Source organism: Streptomyces sp. TAA486, from assembly GCF_000426165.1.
Window position 1 is genome coordinate 1 of record NZ_AUEV01000025.1, and the last position, 26,915, is coordinate 26,915.

At 68.2% G+C, this 26,915-nt stretch carries 19 protein-coding genes and 6 pseudogenes; 19 read left to right on the forward strand and 6 right to left on the reverse strand.

Features of this window, described 5'->3' with window-relative positions:
* The 5 genes and pseudogenes from I004_RS36470 to I004_RS38615 form a co-directional block, all read left to right on the forward strand.
* Positions 1-1,299 (forward strand): NAD(P)-binding protein (locus tag I004_RS36470; RefSeq protein WP_106965459.1); only part of this gene is annotated, 1,299 nt, incomplete at its 5' end.
* 146 nt (positions 1,300-1,445) lie between these two features.
* Entirely contained in the window at positions 1,446-2,735 is a 1,290-nt protein-coding gene (locus I004_RS0127505; protein ID WP_037978122.1) for a helix-turn-helix domain-containing protein, read from the forward strand.
* A 176-nt stretch (positions 2,736-2,911) separates the two neighbouring features.
* A pseudogene (locus tag I004_RS40560) lies at positions 2,912-3,601 on the forward strand (winged helix-turn-helix domain-containing protein).
* A gap of 188 nt (positions 3,602-3,789) precedes the next feature.
* Entirely contained in the window at positions 3,790-4,194 is a 405-nt protein-coding gene (locus tag I004_RS38610; protein ID WP_078511867.1) for a PaaI family thioesterase, read from the forward strand.
* A 106-nt stretch (positions 4,195-4,300) separates the two neighbouring features.
* Positions 4,301-4,942: a TetR/AcrR family transcriptional regulator gene (locus I004_RS38615; protein WP_078511868.1), complete on the forward strand. Its 642-nt coding sequence runs from the start codon at positions 4,301-4,303 to the stop codon at positions 4,940-4,942.
* A 2-nt stretch (positions 4,943-4,944) separates the two neighbouring features.
* Here the strand turns inward: I004_RS38615 and I004_RS40565 are convergent.
* A pseudogene (locus tag I004_RS40565) lies at positions 4,945-5,114 on the reverse strand (IS630 family transposase); the annotation flags it as partial.
* A 535-nt stretch (positions 5,115-5,649) separates the two neighbouring features.
* Here I004_RS40565 and I004_RS0127520 point away from each other — a divergent pair.
* Entirely contained in the window at positions 5,650-6,435 is a 786-nt protein-coding gene (locus I004_RS0127520; RefSeq protein WP_199779475.1) for an IclR family transcriptional regulator, read from the forward strand.
* 27 nt (positions 6,436-6,462) lie between these two features.
* Here the strand turns inward: I004_RS0127520 and I004_RS0127525 are convergent, their stop codons facing one another.
* Both I004_RS0127525 and I004_RS0127530 read right to left on the reverse strand, forming a co-directional pair.
* Positions 6,463-7,689, reverse strand: a complete 1,227-nt coding sequence (locus I004_RS0127525) for an FAD-dependent oxidoreductase (protein WP_028438121.1) — start codon at positions 7,687-7,689, stop codon at positions 6,463-6,465.
* Positions 7,689-8,051, reverse strand: a complete 363-nt coding sequence (locus I004_RS0127530) for a bifunctional 3-phenylpropionate/cinnamic acid dioxygenase ferredoxin subunit (RefSeq protein WP_051345510.1) — start codon at positions 8,049-8,051, stop codon at positions 7,689-7,691. The genes I004_RS0127525 and I004_RS0127530 overlap by 1 nt, the downstream gene beginning before the upstream one ends.
* Positions 8,052-8,269: 218 nt before the next feature.
* Here I004_RS0127530 and I004_RS0127535 point away from each other — a divergent pair, with 218 nt between their 5' ends.
* From I004_RS0127535 to I004_RS36485, 11 genes and pseudogenes are all read left to right on the forward strand, one after another.
* Positions 8,270-9,085, forward strand: a complete 816-nt coding sequence (locus I004_RS0127535; protein WP_028438123.1) for an IclR family transcriptional regulator — start codon at positions 8,270-8,272, stop codon at positions 9,083-9,085.
* 227 nt (positions 9,086-9,312) lie between these two features.
* Positions 9,313-10,527, forward strand: a complete 1,215-nt coding sequence (locus tag I004_RS0127540) for a sarcosine oxidase subunit beta family protein (protein WP_028438124.1) — start codon at positions 9,313-9,315, stop codon at positions 10,525-10,527.
* Between the two features lie 55 nt (positions 10,528-10,582).
* A pseudogene (locus I004_RS0127550) lies at positions 10,583-13,731 on the forward strand (sarcosine oxidase subunit delta family protein).
* On the forward strand, positions 13,724-14,437 hold the full coding sequence (locus I004_RS36475) for a sarcosine oxidase subunit gamma family protein (protein ID WP_051345511.1): 714 nt from the start codon (positions 13,724-13,726) through the stop codon (positions 14,435-14,437). The pseudogene I004_RS0127550 and the gene I004_RS36475 overlap by 8 nt, the downstream one beginning before the upstream one ends.
* A gap of 3 nt (positions 14,438-14,440) precedes the next feature.
* Complete coding sequence (locus tag I004_RS0127560) at positions 14,441-15,532, forward strand: S-(hydroxymethyl)mycothiol dehydrogenase (protein WP_028438127.1); 1,092 nt, start codon at positions 14,441-14,443, stop codon at positions 15,530-15,532.
* On the forward strand, positions 15,532-16,170 hold the full coding sequence (locus I004_RS0127565) for an MBL fold metallo-hydrolase (RefSeq protein ID WP_037978124.1): 639 nt from the start codon (positions 15,532-15,534) through the stop codon (positions 16,168-16,170). Before I004_RS0127560 ends, I004_RS0127565 begins: the two co-directional genes overlap by 1 nt.
* A 209-nt stretch (positions 16,171-16,379) precedes the next feature.
* Positions 16,380-18,833: a GcvT family protein gene (locus I004_RS0127570; RefSeq protein WP_028438129.1), complete on the forward strand. Its 2,454-nt coding sequence runs from the start codon at positions 16,380-16,382 to the stop codon at positions 18,831-18,833.
* A 97-nt stretch (positions 18,834-18,930) separates the two neighbouring features.
* Positions 18,931-20,085, forward strand: a complete 1,155-nt coding sequence (locus tag I004_RS0127575) for an aromatic ring-hydroxylating dioxygenase subunit alpha (protein ID WP_028438130.1) — start codon at positions 18,931-18,933, stop codon at positions 20,083-20,085.
* Between the two features lie 529 nt (positions 20,086-20,614).
* Positions 20,615-20,764: pseudogene (locus tag I004_RS40570) on the forward strand (Tm-1-like ATP-binding domain-containing protein); the annotation flags it as partial.
* 97 nt (positions 20,765-20,861) lie between these two features.
* A pseudogene (locus tag I004_RS36480) lies at positions 20,862-21,708 on the forward strand (Tm-1-like ATP-binding domain-containing protein).
* A 114-nt stretch (positions 21,709-21,822) separates the two neighbouring features.
* Positions 21,823-22,532: pseudogene (locus I004_RS36485) on the forward strand (phosphoenolpyruvate hydrolase family protein); the annotation flags it as partial.
* Positions 22,533-22,622: 90 nt separating this feature from the next.
* Here the strand turns inward: I004_RS36485 and I004_RS0127595 are convergent.
* Together I004_RS0127595 and I004_RS0127600 are read right to left on the reverse strand one after the other, a co-directional pair.
* Entirely contained in the window at positions 22,623-22,958 is a 336-nt protein-coding gene (locus tag I004_RS0127595) for a histone-like nucleoid-structuring protein Lsr2 (RefSeq protein ID WP_028438142.1), read from the reverse strand.
* Positions 22,959-23,257: 299 nt separating this feature from the next.
* The gene (locus I004_RS0127600; RefSeq protein WP_051345512.1) at positions 23,258-23,893 is read right to left on the reverse strand and encodes a malonic semialdehyde reductase; all 636 of its coding nucleotides are present in this window, start codon (positions 23,891-23,893) and stop codon (positions 23,258-23,260) included.
* A gap of 833 nt (positions 23,894-24,726) precedes the next feature.
* Here I004_RS0127600 and I004_RS0127605 point away from each other — a divergent pair.
* Positions 24,727-25,311 carry a pyridoxamine 5'-phosphate oxidase family protein gene (locus I004_RS0127605; RefSeq protein WP_028438134.1) on the forward strand — a complete coding sequence of 195 codons (585 nt, stop codon included), beginning with the start codon at positions 24,727-24,729 and terminating at the stop codon, positions 25,309-25,311.
* 216 nt (positions 25,312-25,527) lie between these two features.
* Positions 25,528-25,956: a VOC family protein gene (locus I004_RS0127610; RefSeq protein WP_028438135.1), complete on the forward strand. Its 429-nt coding sequence runs from the start codon at positions 25,528-25,530 to the stop codon at positions 25,954-25,956.
* Positions 25,957-26,246: 290 nt separating this feature from the next.
* Here I004_RS0127610 and I004_RS0127620 read toward each other — a convergent pair whose 3' ends face one another.
* Positions 26,247-26,456: a hypothetical protein gene (locus I004_RS0127620; RefSeq protein WP_158677123.1), complete on the reverse strand. Its 210-nt coding sequence runs from the start codon at positions 26,454-26,456 to the stop codon at positions 26,247-26,249.
* Positions 26,457-26,915 lie beyond the last annotated feature (459 nt).

The window sequence follows — 26,915 nt, forward strand, 5'->3', positions numbered from 1 at the left end:
TGCCATCTCGGCCGGCCCACGGACGAGGAACTGCGCGGTGCGCTGGACGGAGAAGTCGCGGGAGTCGCGGTCCTGCTCGACGACGACGTCGAGTCCCTGCGCTACGCACTGACGACCGAGCACATTCGGCCCAACGTCCCATTGGTGGTAACGGTCTTCGACAGAACCGTCGCCGAACAACTCAGCCGCGTGGTCCCGAACTGCCGGGTCACCTCCCCAGCCGAAGTCGCCGCTCCGGTTCTGCTGGCCGCCTGCCTCCAACCCGACCTACTGGCACTCATCCCGGCCTACTCGCGCCCGGGACCGGATTCCGGACCGGATTCGGATCCCGCCCCGTACCACCTCGGCGCCCGCGCCGAGGGCGACACCGTGCGGCTCGAACCGTACCGGGCACCACGATCGCTTCGAGCCCGTGCGTGGTTCGGCAAGATCCGCGGACAACTGCGACCGCACGACGGCAGCTCACGGATCATGCTGACCGGCCTGACCGGGATTCTCACAGTGCTGCTGGCCGACTGGATCTGGTCCGTGACGTTTCGCCACCGTCCCCCCGTGGAGGCGCTGTTCGAGGCCGCGCGAACAGTCTCCACCGTCGGCCCGGCAGACACCCACGGCTCGGACTCATATCTGGTGTTCTCCGCTCTGGCGATGCTCGTAACCGTCGTCTTCACCGCGGTCTTCACCGCCGGCATGGTCGACCGCCTGCTGGCCCCGCGCTCAGTCGGCATCCTGGGCCCCCGGGCCCTCCCCCGGGGCGGCCACGTGGTCGTGGTCGGGCTCGGACAGGTGGGACTGCGGCTGTGCACCGAACTGCAGGGTCTGGGCATCGGGGTCATCGCGGTCGAGCGCGATCCTGCTGCCCCGAATCTCCGTCTGGCAAAGGCACTCGGCGTACCTGTGGTCGTCGCCGACGCAACCGACCGATTCGTACTGCGCCGACTCGGCCTCCACCAGGCGCAGGCCATGGCCGCGGTCGCCTCCGACGACCGCGACAACATCGCCGTCTCCATCGCATCCCTCGCCGTCGCCCCCGAACTGCGCCTGGTCATGCGCGCGGGCGACCACGATGCGATCGCGGAAACCCGCTCCCTCTTCAGGATCGGCCCGGTCCACGACCTCAACACCCTCAGCGCCGCGTACACCACCGCAACCCTCACCGGCCTGCGTCCACGCACCGTACTGGCACACAAGGCGCGGGATGTCTTGCTCAGCCCAGATGCATTTGTCGTCTTGGAGATAGCGGGCGCCCCAGCGTGCGGAGAGGACGGCGAGCAGTTGCAAGCCGCGACCTCCGTCTGAAGCCACCCCGAATCTACGATCACGCCATTCCGGAACCATCGACAGCTGTCACGCATCTCTCTCCCAGAGCTCAGACATCTGTACGGGAATGGTGGGCGGGCCCGGGCGGAACCGGACGGAAGAGGCCGCGGGTATCGCGGACCACAATGCGACAGCACCGACGACGCAGCACCATGCGGGACAGCGGGAAGATCATGCGCGAGGACTATCAGGCGATCGTCGACGAGGTCTCCGCGCTGCTCGGCACACCCGCGACGCTGGAGGGCCGCGACTTCGCCCTGATCGCCTTCGGCGCCCACCAGAGCGACGGCGAGGGCAACGAGCCAGCCCTGGACCCCGTGCGTACGCGCTCGATCCTGGGGCGCGGCTCCACCGCCGAGGTGCGGGCGTGGTTCGAGAGTCTCGGCATCACCAAGGCGACCGAGCCCGTACGCATCGATCCGGAACCGGCGGCAGGCGTCGTGCACGGCCGCATCTGCCTGCCCGTGCGGTACGCGGGAGTGGTCTACGGCTACATCTGGCTGATCGACGACGGTGCGATCGACCTGTCCGACCCCCGGCTCGTCTCCGCGATGGCGGTGACTTCCCGCATCGGTGCCCTCCTGGCGGCCGAGGCACGCACGGAGGCGCGCACGGGAGAACTGCTGCGGGAGATGCTCGGCGTCGGCGGCGGCGAACGAAGCGGAGCCGGGGAGGAGACCATCGCCCAGCTGCGGGAAGCACTGGGCACGGACGGATCGGGGCCGCTGGCGCTCGTCGCGATCACCCCCTGGCAAGTCGCGGAGGGTGCCGATGCCGCCGGTACAAGTGCCTCCGCGCAGCCGCATGTGACGGCCCGGTGCGTGCTGCCTGCAGCAACCGGGCGGGGTGCAGCGAGAGCCACCTCGGCGCACTCACTCGCAGCGTTGGTGAGGCTGCGCAGCATGGACGGGCTCGACCCCGCCCGTACAGCCGCGGGCCGCCTGCTGCGCACACCCGGCTCCCCCGCCAATGGCACCAGAACCGGCACCAGCACCGGCACCAGCACCGGCACCGCCGGGATCAGCGCCCCCCGCCGTGGCCTGGCCGAACTGCTGCCCGCCTGGCGGGAGGCGATGGCCGCGGCACGTGCGGCGAGAGCCGAGGAAGCGCTGGGCCCCGTCGCGGAGTGGACCGCCATCGGCCCGTACCGGCTGCTGACATCACTGCACACGGATGCCGGGCCCGATCCGGTGCTGCGGGCGCTGCTGCGTCCCGCGCACGCCGAACTGGCCCGCACCGCTGAGGTGTTCCTCGACAGCGCGGGCCAAGCGGGCCGTACGGCAGCGGCGTTGGGCATCCACCGTCAGACGCTCTACTACCGGCTCTCCCGCGTCGAATCGCTCACCGGCCTCGACCTCGACGAGGGCGCGGCACGGCTGCTCCTGCACATGGCGCTCAAGGCGCAGCGGCTGTGAGTGGCCTGCAGGGTCCGCGAGCTGATGCGCAACGCAGGCGGATCACGAGCAGTCGCTTGAGCAACGTCGGTGCTCAAGCGCCTCGCCACATAGGACACGGCAATAGCTAGAGATCTTTAAGGGTGTGAGTTACGTGGGGTCATGACGGCTGTCGTGGTCCGCGCTATGCCGTAGGGATGAGGTATCCCGATGGAGGAGGGCTGACCGCTGAGGAGCGACTTCGGCGTGAGCAAGCCCGGTTGGCGGCCGCCGATCTGAACGAGGCCGGGGCCAGGGGCCCGGGAGGTGCCCCCTGCAAGCTTGATGCAGGTCAACTGCGTGTGCTGGAGGCGGTACTGGGTGCTGGCCCGACCGCTGTCGGCTGGCCTGACCAGTGCTGGACTCTGGCGAGGATCGCCGAGGTCGTGCGACGTCGGTTCGGCGTTGAGTACACCCTGGCCGGGCTGCTGGACCTGCTGCTGCACCGCATTGGCTGGAGCGTGCAGGTTTCCTCCCGCAGGGCCACCGACCGCGACGAGGCGAAGACCGCCGCCTGGAAGGACGAGCAGTGGCCTGTCATAAGAAGACGGCGGCGGACCGGGGTGCCCGGCTCTGCTTCGAAGACGAGACCGGCCAGGGGCTGAGGCCGCCCAAAGGCCGCACCTGGGGCCGACGCGGCCACACCAACTGCCGCCGTATGCACCCGAGTTCAAGGCGGTCGAGGGCCTGCGGTCGCACCTGAAGGGGTCGCTGGCCAACCTCACCAAGCACAGCCTCGACCAGCTCACCGCGCTGGTGAAGGCGCCCGGCTCAAACGGATGCAGTACCGACCGGGCCTCATCGACGGCCTCATCGCCAAGACCGGCCTCGACCTCCAACCGCCGTAACCTCTGCCATTGAAGATCTTTAGCCGGCTGGGGCTGTGCAGCGCTGTGTTGCGGAACCGGATGGTAGTGATCAGCCCGGCTTCCACCCGACTCGACCGCTGTGACACCTAACCAGACCAGAAGGTCCTCGTTGACGACGTAGGCTAACGTCGATAAGTTATCGTCATTAATCTACGTGGGAGTGGCCGATGCTCACAATTGAAGCCGAAGACGTCTACGCGCTCGCGCCGTATGCCAAGACGCTCGGAGTCGTGTTCGAGGAGATCACAGAAGCCAGCGTTCAAGCCAGGTTGGCGCACGATGTCTCCCTTTGCACGGTGGGCGGCGGCCTCCACGGAGGGGCGCTAATGGGGCTCGCCGATGTTTGTGCGGCCGTCTGCGCCGCTCTCAACGGTCCAGCCGGCGCCGCACCGGCCACCGTGGAGTCGAGCACGCATTTCCTTCGGCCAGCACACACGGGCGTTCTTGCGACAGCTCGCCCCTTGCGTTTGGGACGCAACGCTGTCGTCGAGGTCAACATTCATGATACCGAAGGCCAACTATGCGCCCGGGTGACCCAAGTGGTAACTGCCATCAAACCGAAGACATCATGATGCATGGTCACACAACGTCAAACAGCGTACGTGGGGACACCCTTCTGGGATCGCTCGGGAAATTTCGTCATCTGCGTATTGCCGCTTCCCATCAAGGCTCACCTCTGTGACCGGCTCCCGAGTTCGCGCGGCCAAGGGCCAGGGCGGTCTGCTCCGAGACCAGCTTCTCAACATCGCCGATCAATTACTCGAAAGCGGTGGCGCCGACGCTCTTACGGTTCGTGCAGTCGCAACAAGTGCGGGAGTTAGCCCGCCAGCCGTCTACCTCCACTTCGCCTCGAAGAAGGAACTCGTCCATGCGGCGTGCCTGCGTGTGTGGAGCTCACTGTTCATCGAGTTGGAAGCAGTGTCCCGGGCAGTCTCGGATCCTGTGACGGCGCTCTATGAAACCTGCGTCGCCTACATCGCATTCGGACTTCGTTCCCCTTCCCAGTACCGACTGGTGATGACTGGCGAGGCCACCGAGGCCAGCCGCCAGAACGAAGATGCTTGCTTCCGTTATTTCCGGGACAAGGTCGCAGCTTGTCTTGATGCTGGGGTACCGGTTAAGAGCAAGACCGAAACCGCCAGATTGCTGTGTGCCAGCGTGCACGGGGCGGTTTCTCTTCTGATCCACCAAGAGCATGATGCATGGCCTTCAGATACCGATCGCTACATCAGACGAGCGGCGTCTTCAGCCGTACACGGCGCTCTTCTCACTGGATTCCACGCATCCAAACCTTCGATGGCTAAGATCTTCAGTGGCTGAGGTTACGGCGGTTGGAGGTCGAGGCCGGTCTTGGCGACGAGGCCGTCGATGAGGCCCGGTCGGTACTGCATCCGTTTGAGCCGGGCGCCTTCACCAGCGCGGTGAGCTGGTCGAGGCTGTGCTTGGTGAGGTTGGCCAGCGACCCCTTCAGGTGCGACCGCAGGCCCTCGACAATCTGAAGCCCTCTACCGAGGTATAAGTCTGGGAGGGCATTGGTAGGGCGCGCACCTTCCGGATCTGCGAAAAGCCCGCTGAGAGGGTCTTCCTCTCTAGCAGGTACCCCGATTGGAACCCCAATCGGAAGGGGCATCGGAGGTTCCGCTGCGGACTAAGAAGCCGTTGTCGTGCCGATCTTGGGGTGAATCAAGCACTGCCTGGCCACGATCGCCCTGGTGTTGGCGATCGTCAACGCAGCAAGACCGTCAAGGGGTTTGTGGTGCTGCCCAAGCGGTGGATCGTCGAATACCTCTAGCATGGCCGATGCGAAGTCACCGCCAGGACCGCCCTGCCCCGTAGGTTTCGCAGCCGCACCCTGCCCGGCCGGCGAACCGCCTTCCACGGGCGCGGAGACTTCGGTGACGAGACCGTGCCTGACCACTATCGCCTCAGCCGGTGCCCGGCGGCGGACACCTGTGACGCGGAGCCCCGCCCTTGAGGCGTCGGTCGTGGCGGGGCCAGACATGGCGAGCCACCTCTATAGTCTCACCATGAGCAACAGGTCTCGGGACGCGTCCACCACTGTCACCGTGCAGGCGGTCGACCGGGCCGTCGATGTGCTCGAGTTCCTGGTGCGTAAGCAGAGAGCGGGCGTCACGGAGATCGCCGAGGCGCTGGGCGTGCACAAGTCGACAGCGTTCCGGCTGGTGAACGCGCTGGTCGCTCGAGGGCTGGTGGAGCAGCGAGAGCTGCGGGGGAAGTATTGCCTGGGGTTCGAGCTGATCCGTCTCGGCGGCGCGAAGCGCCTCCAGCCGGACATGATCACGCTGGCGGACCCGGTCTGCGAACGGCTGGCCGAGGAGGTGGGTGAGACGGTCAACATCGCTGTGTCCGACGACGGAATGGCGGTGAACATCGCCCAGGTGCGTGGCCTCGCCGGGGTCATCACGCAGAACTGGATGGGTCGCCGTACGCCGCTGCACGCGACAGCCAGCGGCAAGGTGCTGCTCGCGTTCACGCCGGCGCGGGAGCGTGACGACCTGTTCGCGGCGGGGCTCGATGGGTTCACCTCCTCGACCGTGACGGATGTGGCGACGCTGGAAGACGAGTTGGCCCGGATCGTGGCGCAGGGCTACGGCCTGGCTTCGGAGGAGCTCGAGGTGGGGCTGAACGCGGCGGCCGCACCCGTGCGCGCCGCGGACGGCTCGGTGGTCTTCGCCGTGAGCGCTTCAGGGCCCTCGTACCGTCTCACCTCCGAACGGCTGCCGGACGTGGCGAAGTCGGTGATTGACGCGGCGACGGAGATCTCCTGGCTGCTCGGGTTTCTGCCGGAGTGACCACGCCGGGTGTGCGTCCGGTGTGGGTCATGCCGGCACGTTCGCCCATTCCGCGGCCAGTTGATGTCGCCAGCGGGTGAACTGCTTGGACCGGTTCATGCCGAGGATCGCCGTGGGGCGGCCGTCCCGCTCGTACACCGCCAGGAACGAACGGTCCTCCGGGGTGCCCTCCTCGATCCGTACACTGTCGCCCTCCCGACGGTTTCCGGCGAACTGGATCCGCACGCCGTACTGTTCGGACCAGAAGTAGGGCAGCGGCGCACGGGTCGGGCCTGTGCCCCCGTCGCCGGCGAGGAGCGTGCGTACTGCGGTCTCGGGCTGCCGGAGCGCGTGCGTCCAGTGCTCGGTGCGTACGTGCCGGGCGGCGGCGGGAAGGTAGGAGGCGGCGCAGTCACCGACGGCGACGACGTTCGGCAGACTGGTGGCGCAGTGCGGATCGGTCAGCACGCCGTCCCGCACGGACAGACCGGAGCCAGCGAGCCATTCCGTGTTGGGCACCGCCCCGATGCCGACGAGGACTGTAGCGGCGGGCAGCACCGTGCCATCGGTCAACTGCACGGCTGTGACCCTTCGGTCGGAGGTCCCCCCAGCGGAGCGAGGGGGCGGCCCCCCACCACGGCCGGCGAGCAGACCCCGTACGGGTATGCCGCACAGCAGCCGTACACCGTGATCGGAGTGGAGCGCGGCGCAGGTGGAGCCCATCTCGGCGCCGAGCGCCCCGGCCAGGGGTACGGGCAGCGCTTCGACCACGGTGACGTCGACTCCCGCGGCCAGCGCGGTCGAAGCGACCTCGGAGCCGATGAATCCGGCACCGATCACGACCAGCGGTCCGCCGGACCGCAGCGACGCGCGCAGCGCGAGCGCGTCGTCGAGAGTCCGGAGGGTGTGCACGCCTGACAGGCCGTCAGCCCATGGGAGGGTTCTGGCCCGTGCACCGGTCGCGAGCACGGCGGCGTCGGCGCGGACTTCGCCGCCGTCCGACAGCGTGATCCGGCGTCCGTGGGGGTCGAGAGCGGTCGCAATGGTCCCCAGCCGCCAGTCGATGTCGAGGGACTCGTCGTCGTCCGTGGTGAGCGCCAGCTCCTCGACGGACGTTCCGGACAACAGGAACTCCTTGGAAAGAGGCGGGCGGTCATATGGCGGCCGTGCCTCCTGTCCTATCAGCGTGATCCTGCCGTCGAACCCGTGCGCACGCAGTGTTCGCGCCGCCGCCAGCCCCGCCAGCGAGGCGCCGACGACAGCGACCGACCGCATCACAATGCCTTTACGGGCGCGGCGACATGCACGCACACCAGGCCGTCGTCGAGCGTCACCCGGTGGGTGCGCACGGGACGCTTGGCGGGCGGTCCGCTCGGCATCCCGGTCCGCAGGTCGAAGCAGGCCGCGTGCAACGGGCACTCCACGGTGCACCCTTCGAGCCAGCCGTCGGCCAGGGAGGCGTCCTGGTGGGTGCAGGTGTCGTCGATCGCGTAGATCTCGCCGTCTGCGTTGAAGACCGCCACGGCCTGAGTGGACTCGCCGGCTTCGATCCGGACGGATTCGCCCGGTGGAAGGTCTTCGATGCGGCACGCGACGAGAACGGTGTCCTGGGCGATGAGGGTCTCATAGTGTTCCATGACGGTTCCTCCGTACGCGGGCGGACGCCTGACGGCAGCCGCGGATACGACAAGGGGATGTGAGCTGTGGCAGTGCGGAACACGGGCGCTTGGGGACTCGCCACTCGCTGAAGGAGTTTCGTATTACACAACCTGTCTAGCCATGCGCAACAAACCATGAGGGAGTGCGGGAGCCGGTGTCAAGCGGAAGTTCGCGCCACCCGGGATACCGTTCGCCCATGGGCAACGAGACGCAGAACAGCGGCGCCTCCGGAGGAACCCCGGGGTCCAAGGGCGGGGGCGCGCTCGTGCAGTCGGTGGACCGTGCCGTCACCGTGCTGGAGATCCTGGCGCGGGACGGTGAGGCCGGAGTGACCGAGCTCGCCGAGGAGCTGGGCGTGCACAAGTCCACGGCCTTCAGGCTCGTCGGCGCCCTGGAACAGCGCGATCTGGTCGAACAGACCACGGACCGCGGCAAGTACGAGCTGGCCCACGGCATCGTGCGGCTCGCCGGTGCCGCCAGCGCCCAGATGGAGATCACGCGGGAGAGCCGTGCCGCGTGCCAGCAGTTGGCCGAAGAGTCGGGCGAGGGCGTCAACATCGCTGTCATGGACGGCGACGAGGCCATCAATATCAGCCAGATCCGCGCGCTTCGCTCCGTCAGTGCCTACAACTGGGTCGGCCAGCGAACCCCGCTGCACGCCACGTCGAGCGGCAAGGTGCTGCTGGCCTACGAGGCTCCCGAGCGCAGCGTGGACCTGCTCGCCGACGGGCTCGAACGGTTCACGGATCACACGATCTGCGACGTCCGCGAGTTGCAGGCCGAACTCGAACAGGTGCGCCGGCGAGGGTGGAGCAGCACGACGGAGGAGCTGGAGATCGGCCTCAACGCCATCGCATGCCCGATCCACGGCGCCGAGGGCGGCGCCGTCGTCGCCGCGCTGAGCGTCTCGGGGCCCTCGTACCGGTTGTCGACGGACGTGTTTGCGCAGCTCGCGCGGATGGTGAGCGCGGCGGCGGCCGAGATCAGCGCGCGCATCGAGCGCAAGGGCTAGCCGCTCGACGTCGGCGTGCGGGAACCGTACGGGCGCGGTGCCCGCGGCACGGCTCACGCGTGGCCTGGAATTTCTCTGTGGGGGGTTGACGCATGACCATGACCCTCCATACTCGTGCTCGCAGTTCGTTTCTCATAAAGAACTGTGTTGCGTAATGAAAAACACCTCCTGAGCCACACGCGCTTCTCTGCCTGGACCTGTCCATGCGCTGACAGAAAGGTCCGTCCATGGCATCTGTGCCCGAACACCCCGCCGGCCTCTGGCGTAACCCCCACCCGCGACGCACGTACGACGTGGTGATCGTGGGCGCGGGCGGACACGGCCTGGCCACCGCCTACTACCTGGCCCGTAACCACGGGATCACCAACATCGCCGTCCTGGAACGCGGTTGGCTCGCGGGCGGCAACATGGCCCGTAACACCGCGATCATCCGTTCCAACTACCTGTGGGACGAGAGTGCCGCCCTCTACGAGCACGCCCTGAAACTCTGGGAGGGCCTCTCCGAAGAGCTGGACTACGACATCCAGTTCAGCCAGCGCGGGGTGCTCAACCTCGCCCACAGCCTTCAGGACGTACGCGACAGCGTCCGGCGGGTCGAGGCGAACCGCTTGCAGGGCGTCGACGCGGAGTGGCTGGACCCGGCGCAGGTCAAGGAGTTCTGCCCGGTCATCAACGTCTCGGAGGAGACGCGGTATCCGGTGCTGGGCGCCACCCTGCAAAGGCGCGCGGGCATCGCGAGGCACGACCACGTGGCCTGGGCGTACGCCCGCGCGGCCGACGCCCTCGGCGTCGACCTGATCCAGAACTGCGAGGTCACCGGCATCACCGTGCGGGGCGGGCGCGTGACCGGGGTGGAGACGGACCGCGGGCCGATCTCCGCGGGCAGGGTGGCGCTGGCCGCCGCCGGTCATTCCTCGGTGCTGGCCGGGATGGCCGGGCTGCGGCTGCCCATCCAGAGCCACCCGCTACAGGCACTCGTCTCCGAATTGCTCGAACCCGTACACCCGTGTGTGGTCATGTCCAACGCCGTCCACGTCTACGTCAGCCAGGCGCACAAGGGCGAGTTGGTCATGGGTGCGGGCGTGGACCAGTACAACTCGTACGGCCAGCGCGGCGGTTTCCACGTGATCCAGCAGCAGATGGCGGCCGCACTGGAGCTGTTCCCCGCGTTCGCACGGGCCCGTGTGCTGCGCACATGGGGCGGCGTCGTGGACGTGTCACCCGACGCCTCACCCATCGTCGGCCTTACTCCGGTCGACGGGCTGTACCTCAACTGCGGCTGGGGAACCGGCGGTTTCAAGGCCACTCCAGGGGCGGGCTGGGTGTACGCGCACACCATCGCGCACGACCGGCCTCACCCGCTGAACGAGCCGTACTCGCTGGAGCGGTTCACCACCGGCGCGCTGATCGACGAGCACGGCGCGGCGGCCGTCGCCCACTGAAGCCGTACCCCGGGCCCAGACGCGGCCCGGCTCGCGGACCGAGCAAGGAGACACCGTGTTGCTGATTCCCTGCCCGTGGTGCGGTGACCGAGACGAAGTGGAATTCCACTACGGCGGTCAGGCACACATCGCTCACCCAGCGGATCCCGACGCGCTCAGCGACGACGCGTGGGCCGACTACCTGTTCATGCGGGACAACCCGAAGGGCTGGTTCGCCGAGCGCTGGCAGCATTCGGCCGGCTGTCGGCGATGGTTCAACGTCCTCCGGCACACGGTCACTCACGAGGTGCACGGCAGCTATCTCCCCGGCGAGACGCGCCCGGTGGTCGCGTTATGAAGGGTCACCGGCTCCCCGCAGGCGGTCGCATCGACCGCGAACGCCCCCTCACCTTCACCTTCGACGGCGTCGCCTACACCGGCTACCACGGCGACACCCTCGCCTCGGCGCTGCTCGCCAACGGCGTTTGTACGGTGGCCGAGAGCATCGCGCACGGCAGGCCGCGCGGCATCTACGCCGCCGGGGTGGAGGAGCCCAATGCCTTGGTGCGCGTGCAGTCGGACGGCGTTGCCGGTGCCGTCGAACCGATGGTGCAGGCCACCGTTGTCCCGCTGCAGGACGGCCTGTTCGCCACTTCGCTCCGCGGCGGCAAGGGACGGCTGGACCCCGACGACCCCGGCGACCACGGGACCTACGACACCATGCACGCCCACTGCGACGTGCTCGTCGTCGGCGCCGGCCCCGCCGGTCTCGCCGCCGCGCGTACGGCGGCGGCCACCGGCGCACGGGTCGTACTCCTCGACGAGCAGCGGGAGATGGGCGGCAGCGTCCTCGGCACCCGCGAACGCATCGCGGACCGGCCGGCCCTGGAGTGGGTCCGGCGTACCGTCACCGAGCTGGCGGGACGCTCCGGGACCACGCTCCTGCACAGCACGACCGCGCTGGGCTGCTACGACCACAACTACGTGGTGGCCGCGGAACGTCGTACGGGTACGGGCGGCAGGCTGTGGCTCATCCGCGCACGCCGCATCGTGCTGGCCACCGGCGCGCACGAACGGCCCCTGCTCTTCGCCGACAACGACAGGCCCGGCGTCATGCTGACCGGAGCGGCCCGCACCTACGCCAACCGTTACGGAACGCTGCCCGGCCGCCGCGCCGTGGTCTGCACGAACAACGACAGCGCGTACGCCTCCGCCCTCGAACTGGCCGAAGCGGGCCTGCGGATCGCCCGAATCGTCGACGCCCGCGACAACGTGCCGCCGTACTGGGCGCGGATGTGCGCGGACCGGAACATCGAAGTGTCCGCCGGCCACATGGTGATCGGCAGCCGCGGGAGCTACGCGGACGGTGGAGTCACCGCGGCACGGGTGGCGCCGCGGCGCCCCGTAAGCCCGAAGGGTGCCGCGGCGGTCACGGACATCGCCTGCGATCTGCTGCTGGTCAGCGGGGGCTGGAACCCGGCCGTTCAGCTGCATACGCAGTCCGGCGGGCGTATGCGCTACGACGAACGGCTGTGCTGTCACGTCCCGTTCGAGTCGGACCCGCGGCGCCGGGTCACCGGGTCCGCACGCGGGCTCGGACGGCTGGGCGACTGTCTCGCCGACGGAGTCGCGGCCGGAGCGGACGCCGCCGCCGACCTGGGCCTGACCGCCGGTCAGGCCCCGCGGCCCCCGGGCGCCTGGGAACCGGAAACGGTGCCGCCGCTGTGGCCGTTCCCCGCGCACCCGGCGGCCGATCCGGCGGCGCAGTACGTCGATCTCCAGCGGGACGCCACGCTCGCGCACATCGAGAGCGCGGTCGGTGGGGGCATGCGCTCCGTCGAACACATCAAGCGCTACACCACCATCGGCACCGCACACGACCAGGGCAGAACGTCCGGCGTCATGGCCGCGGCGGCCACCGCCGGCGCCCTGGGCGTGCCGGTGGGAGACCTGGGCCCCACCACACACCGGCCGCCGTACACCCCGGTCCCGTTCTCCCTTCTGGCCGGCCGCGCACGAGGACGGCTGCACGACCCGGTGCGTACGACGCCCATGCACAGCTGGCACGTCGCACGGGGAGCCGTCTTCGAGAACGTCGGGCAGTGGAAGCGCCCGCGCTACTACCCGCTCCCGGGTGAGGACATGGCAGCGGCCGTGCACCGGGAGTGCCGGGCCGCACGGGAGGGCGTGGCTGTCATGGACGTATCCACCCTCGGCAAGATCGAGATTCAGGGCCCTGACGCCGCCGAGTTCCTGAACCGCGTCTACACCAACGGCTTCGCCAAGCTCCGCGTCGGCTCCAGCCGTTACGGCGTCATGTGCACCGCCGACGGCATGGTCTTCGACGACGGCGTGTCGATGCGGCTCGCCGAGGACCGGTACCTGATGAGCACCACCACCGGCAACGCCGCGGCGGTACTGGACTGGCTGGAGGAGTGGCTGCAGACCGAGTGGCCCGAGCTGCGGGTGTTCTGCACCTCGGTCACGGAGCAGTGGTCGGCCCTCGCCGTGGCCGGCCCCCGCGCCCGCGCCGTCCTGGCGCGTCTCGCTCCCCAACTGCCGCTCGGCAACGACGACTTCCCGTTCATGGCCTGGCGGGACGCACAGGTGGCGGGGCTGCCCGCGCGGGTGGCACGTATCAGCTTCTCGGGCGAGCTGGCCTTCGAGATCAACGTCTCCGGCTGGTACGCCCTGGCCCTGTGGGAGGCGGTCATGGAAGCCGGCGCGGACGAGGGCATCACGCCGTACGGCACCGAGACGATGCATGTGCTGCGCGCCGAGAAGGGCTACGTGATCGTCGGCCAGGACACCGACGGCACCGTGACCCCGGAGGATCTGGGGATGGGCTGGGTGCTCTCCAAGCGCAAGGAGTTCATCGGCAAGCGGTCATACGGGCGGCCGGACACGGCACGGACGGACCGTAAGCACCTGGTCGGGCTCCTGCCCTGCGACGGGCGTGAACTGCTCCCCGAAGGCGGCCACATCACCGAGGCCGACGCATCCGCACGGACCGGGCTGCCGGGCGCGCCGGTCCCCTCGCTGGGCCACATCACCTCCAGCTACCGCAGCGCGGCACTCGGCCGCACATTCGCGCTCGCCCTGGTCCGGGGCGGCCGGGACCGGATCGGCGGCACGGTGCACGTGCCTCTCGCCGACCGGACCGTGGTCGCACAGATCACCGAGCCGGTCTTCTACGACAAGGAAGGGAGCCGCAGGGATGGCTGACACCGTTGCGACGCTGCCCAGGCCACTGACCGGGGCGCCTCCCGCACGGCGCTCCCCGCTGGAGCACCGTGCGGACGAAATGGAACGTGCAGGACGTACCGATCCGGACGGAGTGGCGCTCAGGGAGGTCCCGTTCCTCACGCAGTTCAACCTCCGGCTCCGGCACGCGGCGGAGCCGTCCGTACAGCCGGAGCCGCCCGCAGCGCCGGAGACGCTGCTGCACCTGCCGTCGCCGCTCACCCTGCCCCGTACCCCGAACACCGTGCACCGCGCGGGCGGCCGTGCCGCAGTCTGGCTGGGCCCCGACGAATGGCTCATCGTCACTCCGCCCGGTACGGCCACGGAAGTCGAGGGCGGGCTGCGCGGGGTGACGGGTACGGCGGTCTGCGGCGCGTACACCGAGGTGTCCGCGCACAGCACCGCGCTCCGGCTGAGCGGCCGGCAGGCACGTGACGTGCTGCGCAAGGTCTGTTCGCTCGACCTGCACCCAACTGTGTTCGGCAGCAGCGGTTGCGCGCAGACGCTGCTGGCACGCGCCGCACGGGTGCTGCTGGTGGCCGACAGCGAGCCGGACACGTTCCTGATCTTCGTACGCGCGTCCTTCGCCGAGTACGTCGCCGACTGGCTCCTCGACGCGATGGCCGAGTACTCGGCCGGTGCCGCCCGTACGGACAACCGCAAGACGATCATGAATGAGAAGAGGTGACCGATGGTGCAGCGTGTTCGGGGAGTCATCGCTCCCGGCAAGGACGAGCCGGTCCGTATGGAAACGATCCTGGTGCCGGACCCCGGACCCGGTGACGCGGTGGTGGCGGTGCAGGCGTGCGGCGTGTGCCACACCGATCTGCACTACCAACAGGGCGGCATCAACGACGAGTTCCCCTTCCTGCTGGGCCATGAGGCGGCGGGCACCGTGGAGTCGGTGGGCGAGGGCGTGACCGAGGTGGCACCCGGCGACTTCGTAATCCTCAACTGGCGGGCGGTGTGCGGACGTTGCCGCGCCTGCGCCCGCGGCCGCCCGTGGAACTGCTTCGACACCCACAACGCTTCCCGGCCCATGACGCTGACTGGGGGCACCGAACTCGCCCCCGCCCTGGGCATCGGGGCGTTCGCGGAGAAGACCCTGGTGGCCGCCGGACAGTGCACCAAGGTCGATGAGAGGGCGGCACCGGAGGTCGCGGGGCTGCTGGGCTGCGGTGTGATGGCCGGCATCGGCGCCGCGCTGAACACCGGGCAGGTTGGACGCGGCGACTCGGTCGCGGTGATCGGCTGCGGCGGTGTCGGCGACGCGGCGATCGTGGGAGCACGGCTGGCGGCCGCGGCGCGGATCATCGCGGTGGACATCGACGGCCGGAAGCTGGAGACGGCCCTCGGTATGGGTGCCACGCACACCGTCGACTCCCGCGATGCCGACCCGGTGGCGGCGATCCGGGAGCTGACCGGCGGGTTCGGCGCGGATGTGGTGATCGACGCGGTCGGCCGTCCGGAAACCTTTGAACAGGCCTTCTACGCCCGTGATCTGGCAGGGACGGTGGTCCTGGTCGGCGTACCGACTCCGGACATGCGGCTGGAACTGCCGCTGCTGGACGTCTTCGGGCGCGGTGGTGCTCTCAAGTCGTCCTGGTACGGGGACTGTCTGCCCTCACGCGACTTCCCGATGCTCGTCGACCTGCATCTGCAAGGGCGGCTGGATCTGGCCTCGTTCGTCACGGAACGGATCGAACTGGGCGACGCCGACATCGAGAAGGCGTTCGCGCGAATGCACGACGGGGACGTACTGCGTTCGGTGGTGATGCTGTGATGTCCGCGCGCGGCGCACGTATCGAGCGGCTGGTCACCTCCGGCATCTTCACCCTGGACGGCGGGAGTTGGGAGGTGGACAACAACGTGTGGCTCGTCGGCGACGACAGCGAGGTGGTGGTCATCGACCCGGCCCACGACGCCGACGCCATCATGGACGCGCTGGACGGCCGCACCCTCCGCGCCATCATCTGCACCCACGGGCACAGCGACCACATCAACGCCGCCCCGGCCCTGTCCGCCGCCACCGGCGCCTCCATCCACCTCCACCCGCACGACCACGTGCTGTGGAAACTCACCCACCCGACCTTCCCGCCGGGCCGCCATCTGACGGACGGCGACGAACTCACCGTCGCCGGAGTCCGGTTGAAGGTCATCCACACACCCGGGCACGCGCCCGGAGCCGTCTGCCTGTACGTCGCCGAGCTGGGCACCGTCTTCACCGGAGACACGCTCTTCAACAGCGGACCGGGCGCCACCGGCCGCTCGTACAGCGACTTCGACACCCTGATCATGTCCATCCGCGACCGCTTGCTGACCCTGCCGGGCCGTACGGCGGTGCTCACCGGCCACGGCGACAGCACCATCATCGAGGCCGAGGCGAAGGCGATCGACGAACTGCTCGCAAGCGACCGCTGACCCGCGCGGCACCAGCCGCCGGCTGTCCCGACACTCGAACCCGAGACCCGACTCTCGAACCCGACTCCGGAACCCGGCACTCGTCCCTCCGACACGCGATCTCCCGGCATCCGCACGCCCGTCCATGACCGCGGTCACTGCCCACTCATGCCCGGAGATCGTTGCGTATTACAAATCCGAAGGCACGTAACGAAACAAGGAGGTCGACCATGGCGGCACAACCCCGCATCGTCATCATCGGAGCCGGCATCGTCGGCTGCGGCCTCGCCGACGAGCTCACCGAACGCGGTCTCACCGACGTCACCGTGCTCGACCAGGGCCCGCTCTTCGCGACCGGAGGGTCCAGCTCCCACGCACCCGGACTCGTCTTCCAGACCAACCCGTCCAAGACGATGACGGAGTTCGCGCAGTACACCGTGCGCAAGTTCGCCGGGTTGTCACTGGACGGCGCCTGGTGCCTGCGGCAGCTCGGGTCACTCGAAGTGGCCGGTTCCGCGGCACGCTGGGCCGACCTCAAGCGCAAGCACGGCTGGGCGACGTCCTGGGGCACCGAAGGACGGCTCCTCGAACCCCAGGAGTGCGCGGACCTGCACCCGCTGCTCGATCCCGACCGCGTCTACGGCGGTCTGCACGTCCCAAGTGACGGGCTCGCCAAGGCCGTTCGCGCCGGCGAGGCACAGGCACGCCGGGCCTCCGCGCGCGGCGCGCGCTTCCTGGCGCACCAGGAGGTGACCGGCATCGAGCAGGAGCACGGCCGCGTGACAGCCGTCCGCACCCCCGATACGCACTACCCCGCCGACATCGTGGTCTCCGCCGCGGGCTTCTGGGGACCGAAGATCGGCCGGATGGTCGGCCTGACCGTGCCGCTGATCCCGCTGGCGCACCAGTACGCCAAGACGGGCCCGCTGGACGCGCTCGCCGGGATCAACGAGGAGCTCCACGAGGCCGGCATGCCGATCCTGCGTCACCAGGATCACGACCTGTACTTCCGGGAGCACGGCAGCCGCATGGGCATCGGCTACTACGGACACCGGGCGATGCCGGTCTCCGTGGACGACGTGCTCGGTCCGCACGAGGCACCGCAGATGCCGTCGATGCAGCCCTTCACCGCGGACGACTTCGCCCCCGCCTGGCAGGAGAGCGTCCGGCTGCTGCCCCAACTGGCGCGCACCAACGTCCGGGAGGGCATGAACGGGCTGTTCTCCTTCACCCCCGACGGCATGCCGCTGATGGGCGAACACCCCGAACTGGCCGGCTTCTGGCTCGCCGAGGCCGTCTGGGTCACCCACTCCGCGGGCGTCGCCCGTGCCATGGCGGAGTGGCTGGCCGACGGACGGCCCGCCACCGATGTGCACGAATGCGACCTCAACCGTTTCGAGGAAGTGCAACTGACGCCCGATTACGTCCGGGAGCGCGGCTGCCAGAGCTTCGTCGAGGTCTACGACATCATCCACCCGCTCCAGCCGATGGAGCGCCCGCGCCCGTTGCGCGTCAGCCCGTTCCACGCCCGTCAGCGGGAGTTGGGCGCGTACTTCCTGGAGGCGGCGGGCTGGGAGCGGCCGCACTGGTACGAGGCGAACGCCGCCCTGCTCGACCGCGTCCACCTCCCGGAGCGTGACGAGTGGTCGGCCCGCCACTGGTCGCCGATCGCCGCGGCCGAGGCGAAGGCCACCCGTGAGCGCGTGGCGCTGTACGACATGACCGCGCTCAAGCGGATCGAGGTCACCGGCCCTGGTGCGCTCGCCTTCCTGCAGTATCTGACCACCAACAACGTCGCGAAGAAGCCGGGTTCAGTCACGTACACCCTGCTGCTCGATCCGTCCGGCGGCATCCGCAGCGACCTGACCGTGGCGCGACTCTCCCGCGACCGGTTCCAGGTCGGGGCGAACGGCAGTCTGGACGTGGACTGGTTCCGCCGCCATCTGCCCGAGGACGGCAGCGTGCAGATCCGCGACATCACACCCGGCACCTGCTGCATCGGCGTGTGGGGGCCGCTCGCGCGCAAACTGGTGCAGCCGCTGGCCCGCGACGACTTCGGGCACAAGGCGTTCGGCTTCTTCCGCAACAGGCGCACTTCGATCGGGCACGTGCCCGTCACCGCGATGCGCCTCTCGTACGTCGGCGAACTGGGCTGGGAGCTCTACACGACGGCGGACGCGGGGCTGAAACTGTGGGACACCCTGTGGGAGGCGGGCCAGGAGCACGGTGTGGTCGCGGGCGGGCGCAGCGCGTTCAACAGCCTGCGGCTGGAGAAGGGTTACCGCTCCTGGGGCACGGACATGACCGCCGAGCACGATCCGTACGAGGCGGGCGTCGGCTTCGCCGTCCGCATGGACAAGGAGGGCGGCTTCATCGGGCGCGACGCCCTGGAGGGCCGCAGTGAACTGACAGCGCGTCGCCGCCTCACCTGTCTCACCGTCGACGACCCGGCGCAGACCGTGCTCGGCAGCGAGCCGGTTCATGTGGACGGTGCACCTGCCGGCTATGTGACGAGCGCGGCGTTCGGATACACGGTCGGCACCACCGTCGCGTACGCCTGGCTGCCCGCCGCCGCGGCGGTGCCCGGAAGGCCCGTGATCATTGAATACTTCGGCGAGAAGGTGCCCGCCACGGTGGCGGCCGAGCCGCTCTTCGATCCGGCGATGGACCGCCTCCGCCGCTAGGGCCAGCAGCCGTACGGACCGCGCGGCGTACCCCCGAGACCCTTCGGTTCCCGACATCGTTTGCTGACACCGTTCCTGACAACGAGGTGCGATCGACATGACCACGAGCGGGCTTTCCAACGGCGCGCGCACGCTGCCGGACAGTCTCATGCCGACCCTGCCCGGCCACCACTACACCGACCCCGGCATCTTCGCCCGCGAGCAGGAGCACATCTTCGAGCAGATGTGGTTCTGCGCCGTCCGCGGCGCGGACCTCGGCAAGCCCGGCGCTTTCCGTACCGTCCAGGTGGGACGCGAGAGCATTCTTGTCACCCGCTCCCGCGGGGGCGACGTGCGCGCGTTCCTCAACATCTGTCGGCACCGCGGCGCCAAGCTGTGCACGGAGCCGGGCGGCGAGGTCAACCGCAGCTTCCAGTGCCCCTACCACGCCTGGACCTACGACCTGGACGGCAAGCTGATCGCCGCACCCAACCTCACGGGCATGCCGGACATCGACCGCACCGAGCACGGCCTTGTCCGCGTGCACGTACGCGAATGGCTCGGCTATGTCTGGGTCTGTCTGGCCGACGAGCCGCCCTCGTTCGACGAGGACGTGGTCGGAACCGTCACCGATCGGCTCGGTGACGCCGCCGCGGTGGAGCGCTATGCCATCGACTCGCTGGAGCTGGGCCGACGCGTCAGCTACGACGTACGGGCCAACTGGAAGCTCATCATCGAGAACTTCATGGAGTGCTACCACTGCGCCACGATCCACCCCGAACTGACCGAGGTGCTGCCGGAGTTCGCCGACGGCTTCGCCGCCCAGTACTACGTGGGCCACGGGGCGCAGTTCGGGCAGGAGGTCCGCGGCTTCACCGTCGACGGCAGCCACGGGCTGGAGACCATCCCCGGTATCGACGAGGAACAGCACCGCCGTTACTACGCGATCACGGTCAAGCCGCAGGTCTTCCTCAACCTCGTGCCCGATCACGTCATCGTGCACCGCATGTATCCCACGGCGGTGGACCGGACGCTGGTCGAATGCGACTGGCTGTACCTCCCGCAGGTCATCCAGGAGGAGAGGGATCTCTCGCACTCCGTCGAGCTGTTCCACCGTGTGAACCAGCAGGACTTCGCCGCCTGCGAAAGATGCCATCAGACGATGGGCTCCCGTGCCTACCGCCACGGCGGCGTCCTCGTCCCCAGCGAGCATCACATCGGCGACTTCCACACCTGGGTGCTGGCCCGCTCCGGTGCGAGTGCAACGGGCTGAAGGCGGGGGCGGGTTGCTGCTGAATCGCCGCGCCATCACCACACTCCCCGGTAGCGGCTCGCCCGCCAATGCCGCCAGCACCCCTGATCTGCTCAGTGGCGCCGCCCTATCACGCTTCGACTCCCGGCGGCTGCGGCACTGGACGTGGTCGCTGTCATCGGCCATTGCGTAGACCCAACTGGCGTGAAGGAGCCCTGAATTGCCGGTCGCCCGACCAGACTCCTCAGCTCGGCCCCGTCATCTTCTGTGGTCCCCTGCCGGTCCCGCGACGAAATACCCGTCAAGGTGGTTGTTGATCGGGCAGGACCCCTTTCACCCCTCACGCGACAGCACCCCCTGCCCGCCATCCTGACGGCAGCGTTCTCGAATACGTCGACCGCCAGGAGGCGGGCGGCTGGTCGTGGTCGTCGGCCACCCCCTGCCCGGCAACCGCAACGACTGCAAGGCATGGGAGTTGTCCGGCGCCGCTCGTCTCCTCGCGACCGTTATCGTCGACGTCGGCTCGTTCTCGGAAGCGCCCGCGTCCGGCGTGGACGTCGAAGCGGCCGAGGTGGCGCGCGCCGGAGGCGGCGACCTCACGGCTCTGCGCGAAGCCGGATGCCGCGGCGCGGCCATGGAGGTGATGGCGTCCGGCGCGGCCGCGACCGTTCTGAGCCTTTACGCGAAGGGCCAGTTGGACGGGGTGCTCGGAGTCGGTGGCTCCGGCGGCTCGTCGGTCGCTTCCCGCGCGATGCGGGCACTTCCGGTCGGGCGTCCCGAAGTTGCTGGTCTCGACGATGGCCTCGGGCGACGTCTCTGCGTACGTCGGCGAGGTGGACGTGACGCTGATGCACTCGGTGGTCGACGTGGCCGGAATCAACTCCGTCTCCCGGCAGATCTTCAGCAACGCCGCCGCGGCCGTCTCCCCCATGGCCGTGGAGCACGAGGCCCGCGGCACCGCGCCGGAGGGCGAGCGGCGGCCGACCGTCGGCCTGTCGAGGTTCGGCCTGACCACGCCCGCGGTCGACGAGGCGCGGGAAGAGCTGGTGCGCCTTGGCTACGAGCCGTTGGTCTTCCACGCCACCGGCGCCGGCGGGCGCGCGATGGAGAAGCTCGTGCACGACGGGCGGCTCGCCGGAGTGCTCGACCTGACGACGACCGAACTCGCCGACGACCTCGTCGGGGGCGTGCTGAGCGCGGGCCCCCGCCGGCTGGAGGCGGCGGCTGAGAGCGGCGTCCCGCAGGTCGCTCGCTCGGCGCGCTCGACATGGTCAACTTCGGCCCGCGCGAGATGGTGCCGGCCGAGTTCGGGAACCGCAGGTTCCTGGTCCACACCCGACGGTGACGCTGATGCGGACCACGCCGGAGGAGAACGCCGATTTGGGCCGGCGCATCGGCGCGAAGCTCACCCACGGGCAGGGGCCAATCACCGTCCACCTGCCGCTGCGTGGGCTGAGCGGCATCGACGAGGACGGTGGCCCGTTCCGGGGCGCCGCGGCGGACGAGGCCCTCTTCTCGGCGCTGCGTGACGCGCTCGCGGGATCACGAGTCGAGATCGTCGACGTGGACGCGCACATCAACTCCCCCGGATACGGGCGCGATGCCGCCCAACGCCTCGACCAGCTGATCACCGGAGCCGTGTGAAGAAGACGCTCCACACGAGTACGAGAACGCGGAACACGCGGACCGTATGAACCGCCTGCACAAGGGAGCGCGACGTTGGACCGCGACACGGCACTGCGGCGGCTGAAGACCATCGTGGCGGACGGCCGCCCGATCATCGGCGGCGGGGCCGATACGGGCCTGTCCGCCAAGTCGGCTGAGGCAGGCGGCATCGACCCGCTCATCACCTACAACTCGGGCCGCTACCGCATGGCCGGACGGGGCTCGCTCGCGGGCCTGCTCGCCTACCGCGACGCGAACGCGATCGTCATGGAGATGGCGGACGAAGTGCTGCCCGTGGTGAAGGACGCCCTCGTCCTCGCCGGTGTCAACGGCACCGGCCCGTTCCGGGTGATGGGCCGCTTCCTCGACCAGATCAAGGAGGCGGCCTTCGCCGGGGTGCAGAACTTCCCCACGGTGGGGCTGGTCGACGGCGTCTTCCGGCAGAACCTCGAAGAGACCGGGATGGGTTTCGGCCCGGAGGTCGAGATGATCGCCGCCGCGCACGAGCGAGGGCTCCTGACCGCCCCGTACGTCTTCGACGAGGCGCAGGCTACTGCGATGGCGCGGGCAGGGGCCGACGTCCTGGTGCCGCACATGGCCTGACGACCAAGGGCACCATCGGCGCGCACACGGCGCTCACCCTCGACGATTGCGTGGAGGGGATTCAGGCGATGCGGGACGCCGCGATCGCGGTCAACCCCGACGTCCTGGTCCTGTGCCACGGCGGCCCCATCGCGGAGCCGGAGGACGCGCAGTACGTCCTGTCGCGCACGACGGGGGTCGTGGGCTTCTTCGGGGCCAGTTCGATCGAGCGACTGCCCACGGAAGCGGGCATCCGCCAGCAGACCGAGTCCTTCAAGTCGATGACTACCAGCGCTGACTACACCGACGGTTCAGTGGGCACTCTCGTAGGCCTCGCGAACGTTGGCGGGAACCCGGCCGCGGTCGTTGACCTCGTATCCCTGCTCCTTGGCCCATGCCCGAATCTCGGGCGTTTTCTGGCTGCTCGCGTTCGAGGCGCGGGAAGAGTCGCCGGCCTTGCGGCTGCGCTTGATACGGCGGGCGTTGTTCATGTACGGAGCCAAGGCGTTCATGAACTCAGCGTGGTTCTTGTCATTGAGGTCGATCTCGAAGTCGGTACCCGCAACTGAAAACCGTACATTTGTAACGTCTTCCGACTCCTCTCCCGTCAGGTCATCGATGAGAAGAGTCACGACCCGCTGAGCCATGAAGATTCCTTTCCGAGGATCAGTGTGAGGGTCACACCGTGACCCGATTCCTGGTTGAAGTCAACTCCTGATTTCATAAGCAGCAAATCATGGACCCTGCGCGCACACTCGGGAAGGTTGCCTGAATCGGCAACGTCCGTGGCAACTGCCGTCAGGTACAGCCAGGAGCGGCGGCGAAGACGATGGCCGCCAGCACTTCCATTCCTCGTGCGAGACCTTCAGTCGCGCTGCGGCCGCGCAGCGTGCAGGAGAATCGAAGGCCGGCAGCCACTGCGCACCGCAATCCGATGCCACGACGGTCAGGCGATCGTGACGACTTCTTCGAAGGCCAGGCGGGGCATCCGGGAGGGCTGGGCCGCCTTGTCGGCGTGGCCGATGTTGACGACGGTGACGATCTCTTTGTTGCCATCGTCGAAGAACGTCCTGTTCACACCGCCGGCGTCGTATCCCCCCATCGGCCACGCGGCCAAGCCCGCGGCCCGTATCCCGACGATGAAATACGCAACCTGGAGCGTGGTGTTGAATATGGCCGACTGCCGCCGGACATCGGGATCGGCGAACTTGCGCTTGGCGTACGCCGATGCGTCAGGGAACAGTCGGGGCAAGGACTCATGGAAGTGCAGGTCGGCGGCGAGCAGAGCGATGAGCGGGACGGCGGCCACCTTAGCCCGGTTTTTCGTGCTCACGTGGGGCAGCAGGTCCCGGCGGGCTTCGGGCGAGCGCAGCAGAACGATGCGCATCGGCTGCTGGTTCATCGACGTAGGCGCGTATTTCACCAACTCGTACACAGCCTGTATTTGTTCGTCGGTCACGGGCCGAGCGGCGAACTCGGTGACCGTGTGCGCTTCTCGGAAGAGCAAGTCCTGCGCCGCTGTGCCAAGCGCCAGGAGAGAGGCAAGGTCACCGCGGTGGCCGGTCACGGGTTCCGGGATCATGGGTTCTCCGCTCTGAACGGATAAGTGGCACCGATGAGTACTGCGGCGCCCTGCAGTGGGCATTCACCACCCCACGTACGGGGTCGCGGAGGCCATGGGGATCCCCTGGCGGGGACGCTGTGGTCGCCGTTGGTCTGAGTGCCGCCTGTGATGCCGACGCTCGCGCCGACGCGACCGCTGGCACCGGAAACGGGACCGGCAGCGAGGACTCCGTGTCCGGGTTCATCGCCCCGGTAAGGGCAGGCACATGCGCGACGCGGAAACACTGATGGACGGGCTCAACAATGCGTAGACGCTCACAGGTGCGCCTGTCGCAGGCAAGCTGACAGGTCCCGGATTAAATCGCCGGTGATCCGGATTAAATCGTTCAGCATCCGCCGCGAAGGGCCCCGGACCGGGGGCACAGGCCCAGTTCGGCGCAACTCTCGGCGCGGGCCTGACGACCGGTCAGAAACCCTGACCGTGTTTTACGGGAACGCCGGTTCTTGACGAACCGCTCATCCCGTCCTAGATTCACCCCACTTTCCGACTCCCGGGTCAATGGTTCTGTGAGTTGACCAAGATGATCTTACCCCCGCCGCAACAACTCCCTTGAGGGCACCGGCACATGGCACCTGGATGACGCGGGAACACACCGGTGCCGGCCGACAGGCCGGTCACAGCCAGTCCCTTCGCCCTCGGGCTGATCGTTGATCGCGGAACGGCTTCGTTCACCTGGATTCAAGCGGAAATCTCTGCACTGTGAGATTGCGTGCTTCCTTGACCGGTGACGTACCAGCGGTGCCTCACCGATCAAGAGGCGACATTGAATCGTCCAGCAAAGGAGCTGGGTCATGAACGCCATACATGGGGCTTCGATTCGCCGGCCGTGCGGTGCGGGCCGTCTGACGGGTCGCGGCGCTCCTGCCGAGGCGCAGCTTGCGGATGGCACGTCCGATCTGCTCGGGACCGAGGACCAGCAGCACGAACCCCACGACATCGGAGAGGGCGCACGCGCCCTCCTCCAGGCGAACACAGTCTGTGTTGTCTCAACGCTGATGTCCGACGGCTCACCTCATGCGTCCGCGGTGCATTTCGCCGCGGACGGCAGGACTGAATATCTGTACATCTGCATCAACAAGCGCAGCCAAACAGCTCAGAGTATTCCATTGGACGGCCGGGCGGCGATCACGATCGGCACCGACCCCCGGGTCCCGAAGGCACTGCAGATGCGTGGCCGTGTGGCGATCACCCCAGAGCACCGACTCGAGGCGGCTCAGCGCGAGTTCTATGCGAGGTTCCCGTCTTCGGCATCGTACAAGGACGATCCGTGTACCGTATTCGCGGATTTCACGCCGACATGGCTGCGGTACTCGGATGGAATTTCGCACAAGCAGTTCTTTGTGCGCGGTTTTTCTTCCGATCTCGTGCAGCGCTAGGGCCTGTCCGGCGGATCTTTGAGGAACAGCCCGCGGCGCCTGGTGCGTGCGATCGCAAGGCGGAGGATCATCCTCGTACTGGGCGTACTCGGATGACTCCGACAACGCAGCGAGCGTGCGTGCCAGGCGTCGCGGGCCCGAGAGGATCCGCCGGACAGGTCCTAGGCGGGTGGCACCCGGCTTGAATCGCGACAGACCACAAAGGAGCGTGGGGGGATGAAACCTGAGCGGCAGGCGATCAGGCCGCCGATCAGTACGCCAGGCCTTGTCGAGCTGCCTGTGTCCGACCTGGAAAAGGCGGCTCGGTTCTACACTGCACTCTTTCCCGACTGGAAGCTCACCGTGTTCTCGGCCGGGGGCTCGATGATGACCGAAACATCCGCGGACACGCTCGCAGTCCTTGAGCAGCACGACGATCCGCAACGATTGCGGATCCCAGTCGTCTACTTCAGCGTGGCCGACCTCGAGGCTGTCCTTGCGCGCGTCACCGCCAGCGGTGGAACTCTGAGGTCGCCGATTCGCCCGGTTCCGATTCCGGACAACGAAAAGGCGATGACGGCCATGGGACACCACCTCACAGGTCGTTATGCCACGGTCCGGGATCCCGATGGAACCGTTGTCGGGCTGTGGGACATCAACGGCTGACCGCACACTTCGGACATCCACGCAGCGCATGGGTCTGACGGCAGGGGCCCGCCACCCGGGCTCGGTGAGGAGATCCTGCCTACGCGATCACCATCGGAGGACGTCATCCGGGTCGCGCGTCGCCTCGTATGCGAACTCGAAGAAGTACCCATTCCCGATGGCCAGGTTCACGTGCATCAGGTTCACCGAGGAAGGCCGCAGACAGAGTTCCCGTCCGAGTTCTTGCCCATCATCCTCGTCGCCCGGCTCCTGACACCTGGTCAAGGCAGCGATCAGATTGTGATCCCCCTTCATGGTGCGGCGTCGGCCAGGAACATCACTCCTAGTTCCGGGTCGCCAGCGATGGTGGACAGCACCACCTCATCTGGGCTCGCCCTCGGCTGGTTGAGCAGGTCGGCGGTTGCCCGCCGCGCTTCGTCGTCCGAAAAATCCGTACGGACGACAAGGGCTTCGGACTCGAAGTCGTGATCAGTGCGGTCGATCGCCGGCCGCGTGCTCACCGAATCCGCCGGGATGTGCACGCCGTGCCATGCCCAGACGGCGAATCCGTCGGGGCATGCGATGGCCGGTGGATCTTCACGGTACCGTCCAGATATCGACGCCGGGTGGGAGAAGCGCAGGGGAATCTACCCCATCAATAACGATCGACGGCCCGGTCGGATCGGAATAACTGTTGCTAGTGACGGATTAAGTGGCTCACCTCAGTCGGCGCCGGCCCGCTGCATCGCTCATTCGGGCGCCAAGATTCAACTCCTTTTTCCGGCTGCGCGAGCGCTGCCCGGGATTAATTGATTCCTCGATTCCTGGCACTCGCGGAACACGGATCTTCTGGTTGACTGTGCCCAACAACAACCACGGACGACGCAGGTGCCTGCGCGACGCGGAAACCGCCACCCCGGAGAAGCATCGCATTACTCTCCGAACATATCCACAGTAGGAAATCTCTGGAGGGACCTGTC

Excerpts from the sequence above, each read along its gene's own strand:
- I004_RS0127570 (WP_028438129.1), top strand. The coding sequence starts at position 16,380 with ATGGCGGCACAACCCCGCATCGTCATCATCGGAGCCGGCATCGTCGGC.
- I004_RS0127535 (WP_028438123.1), top strand. The coding sequence starts at position 8,270 with ATGGGCAACGAGACGCAGAACAGCGGCGCCTCCGGAGGAACCCCGGGG.
- I004_RS0127560 (WP_028438127.1), top strand. The coding sequence starts at position 14,441 with ATGGTGCAGCGTGTTCGGGGAGTCATCGCTCCCGGCAAGGACGAGCCG.
- I004_RS0127540 (WP_028438124.1), top strand. The coding sequence starts at position 9,313 with ATGGCATCTGTGCCCGAACACCCCGCCGGCCTCTGGCGTAACCCCCAC.
- I004_RS0127575 (WP_028438130.1), top strand. The coding sequence starts at position 18,931 with ATGACCACGAGCGGGCTTTCCAACGGCGCGCGCACGCTGCCGGACAGT.
- I004_RS0127595 (WP_028438142.1), bottom strand. The coding sequence starts at position 22,958 with ATGGCTCAGCGGGTCGTGACTCTTCTCATCGATGACCTGACGGGAGAG.
- I004_RS0127530 (WP_051345510.1), bottom strand. The coding sequence starts at position 8,051 with ATGGAACACTATGAGACCCTCATCGCCCAGGACACCGTTCTCGTCGCG.
- I004_RS38610 (WP_078511867.1), top strand. The coding sequence starts at position 3,790 with ATGCTCACAATTGAAGCCGAAGACGTCTACGCGCTCGCGCCGTATGCC.
- I004_RS36475 (WP_051345511.1), top strand. The coding sequence starts at position 13,724 with ATGGCTGACACCGTTGCGACGCTGCCCAGGCCACTGACCGGGGCGCCT.
- I004_RS0127520 (WP_199779475.1), top strand. The coding sequence starts at position 5,650 with ATGAGCAACAGGTCTCGGGACGCGTCCACCACTGTCACCGTGCAGGCG.
- I004_RS0127610 (WP_028438135.1), top strand. The coding sequence starts at position 25,528 with ATGAAACCTGAGCGGCAGGCGATCAGGCCGCCGATCAGTACGCCAGGC.
- I004_RS0127600 (WP_051345512.1), bottom strand. The coding sequence starts at position 23,893 with ATGATCCCGGAACCCGTGACCGGCCACCGCGGTGACCTTGCCTCTCTC.
- I004_RS0127605 (WP_028438134.1), top strand. The coding sequence starts at position 24,727 with ATGAACGCCATACATGGGGCTTCGATTCGCCGGCCGTGCGGTGCGGGC.
- I004_RS0127525 (WP_028438121.1), bottom strand. The coding sequence starts at position 7,689 with ATGCGGTCGGTCGCTGTCGTCGGCGCCTCGCTGGCGGGGCTGGCGGCG.
- I004_RS0127505 (WP_037978122.1), top strand. The coding sequence starts at position 1,446 with ATGCGACAGCACCGACGACGCAGCACCATGCGGGACAGCGGGAAGATC.
- I004_RS0127565 (WP_037978124.1), top strand. The coding sequence starts at position 15,532 with ATGTCCGCGCGCGGCGCACGTATCGAGCGGCTGGTCACCTCCGGCATC.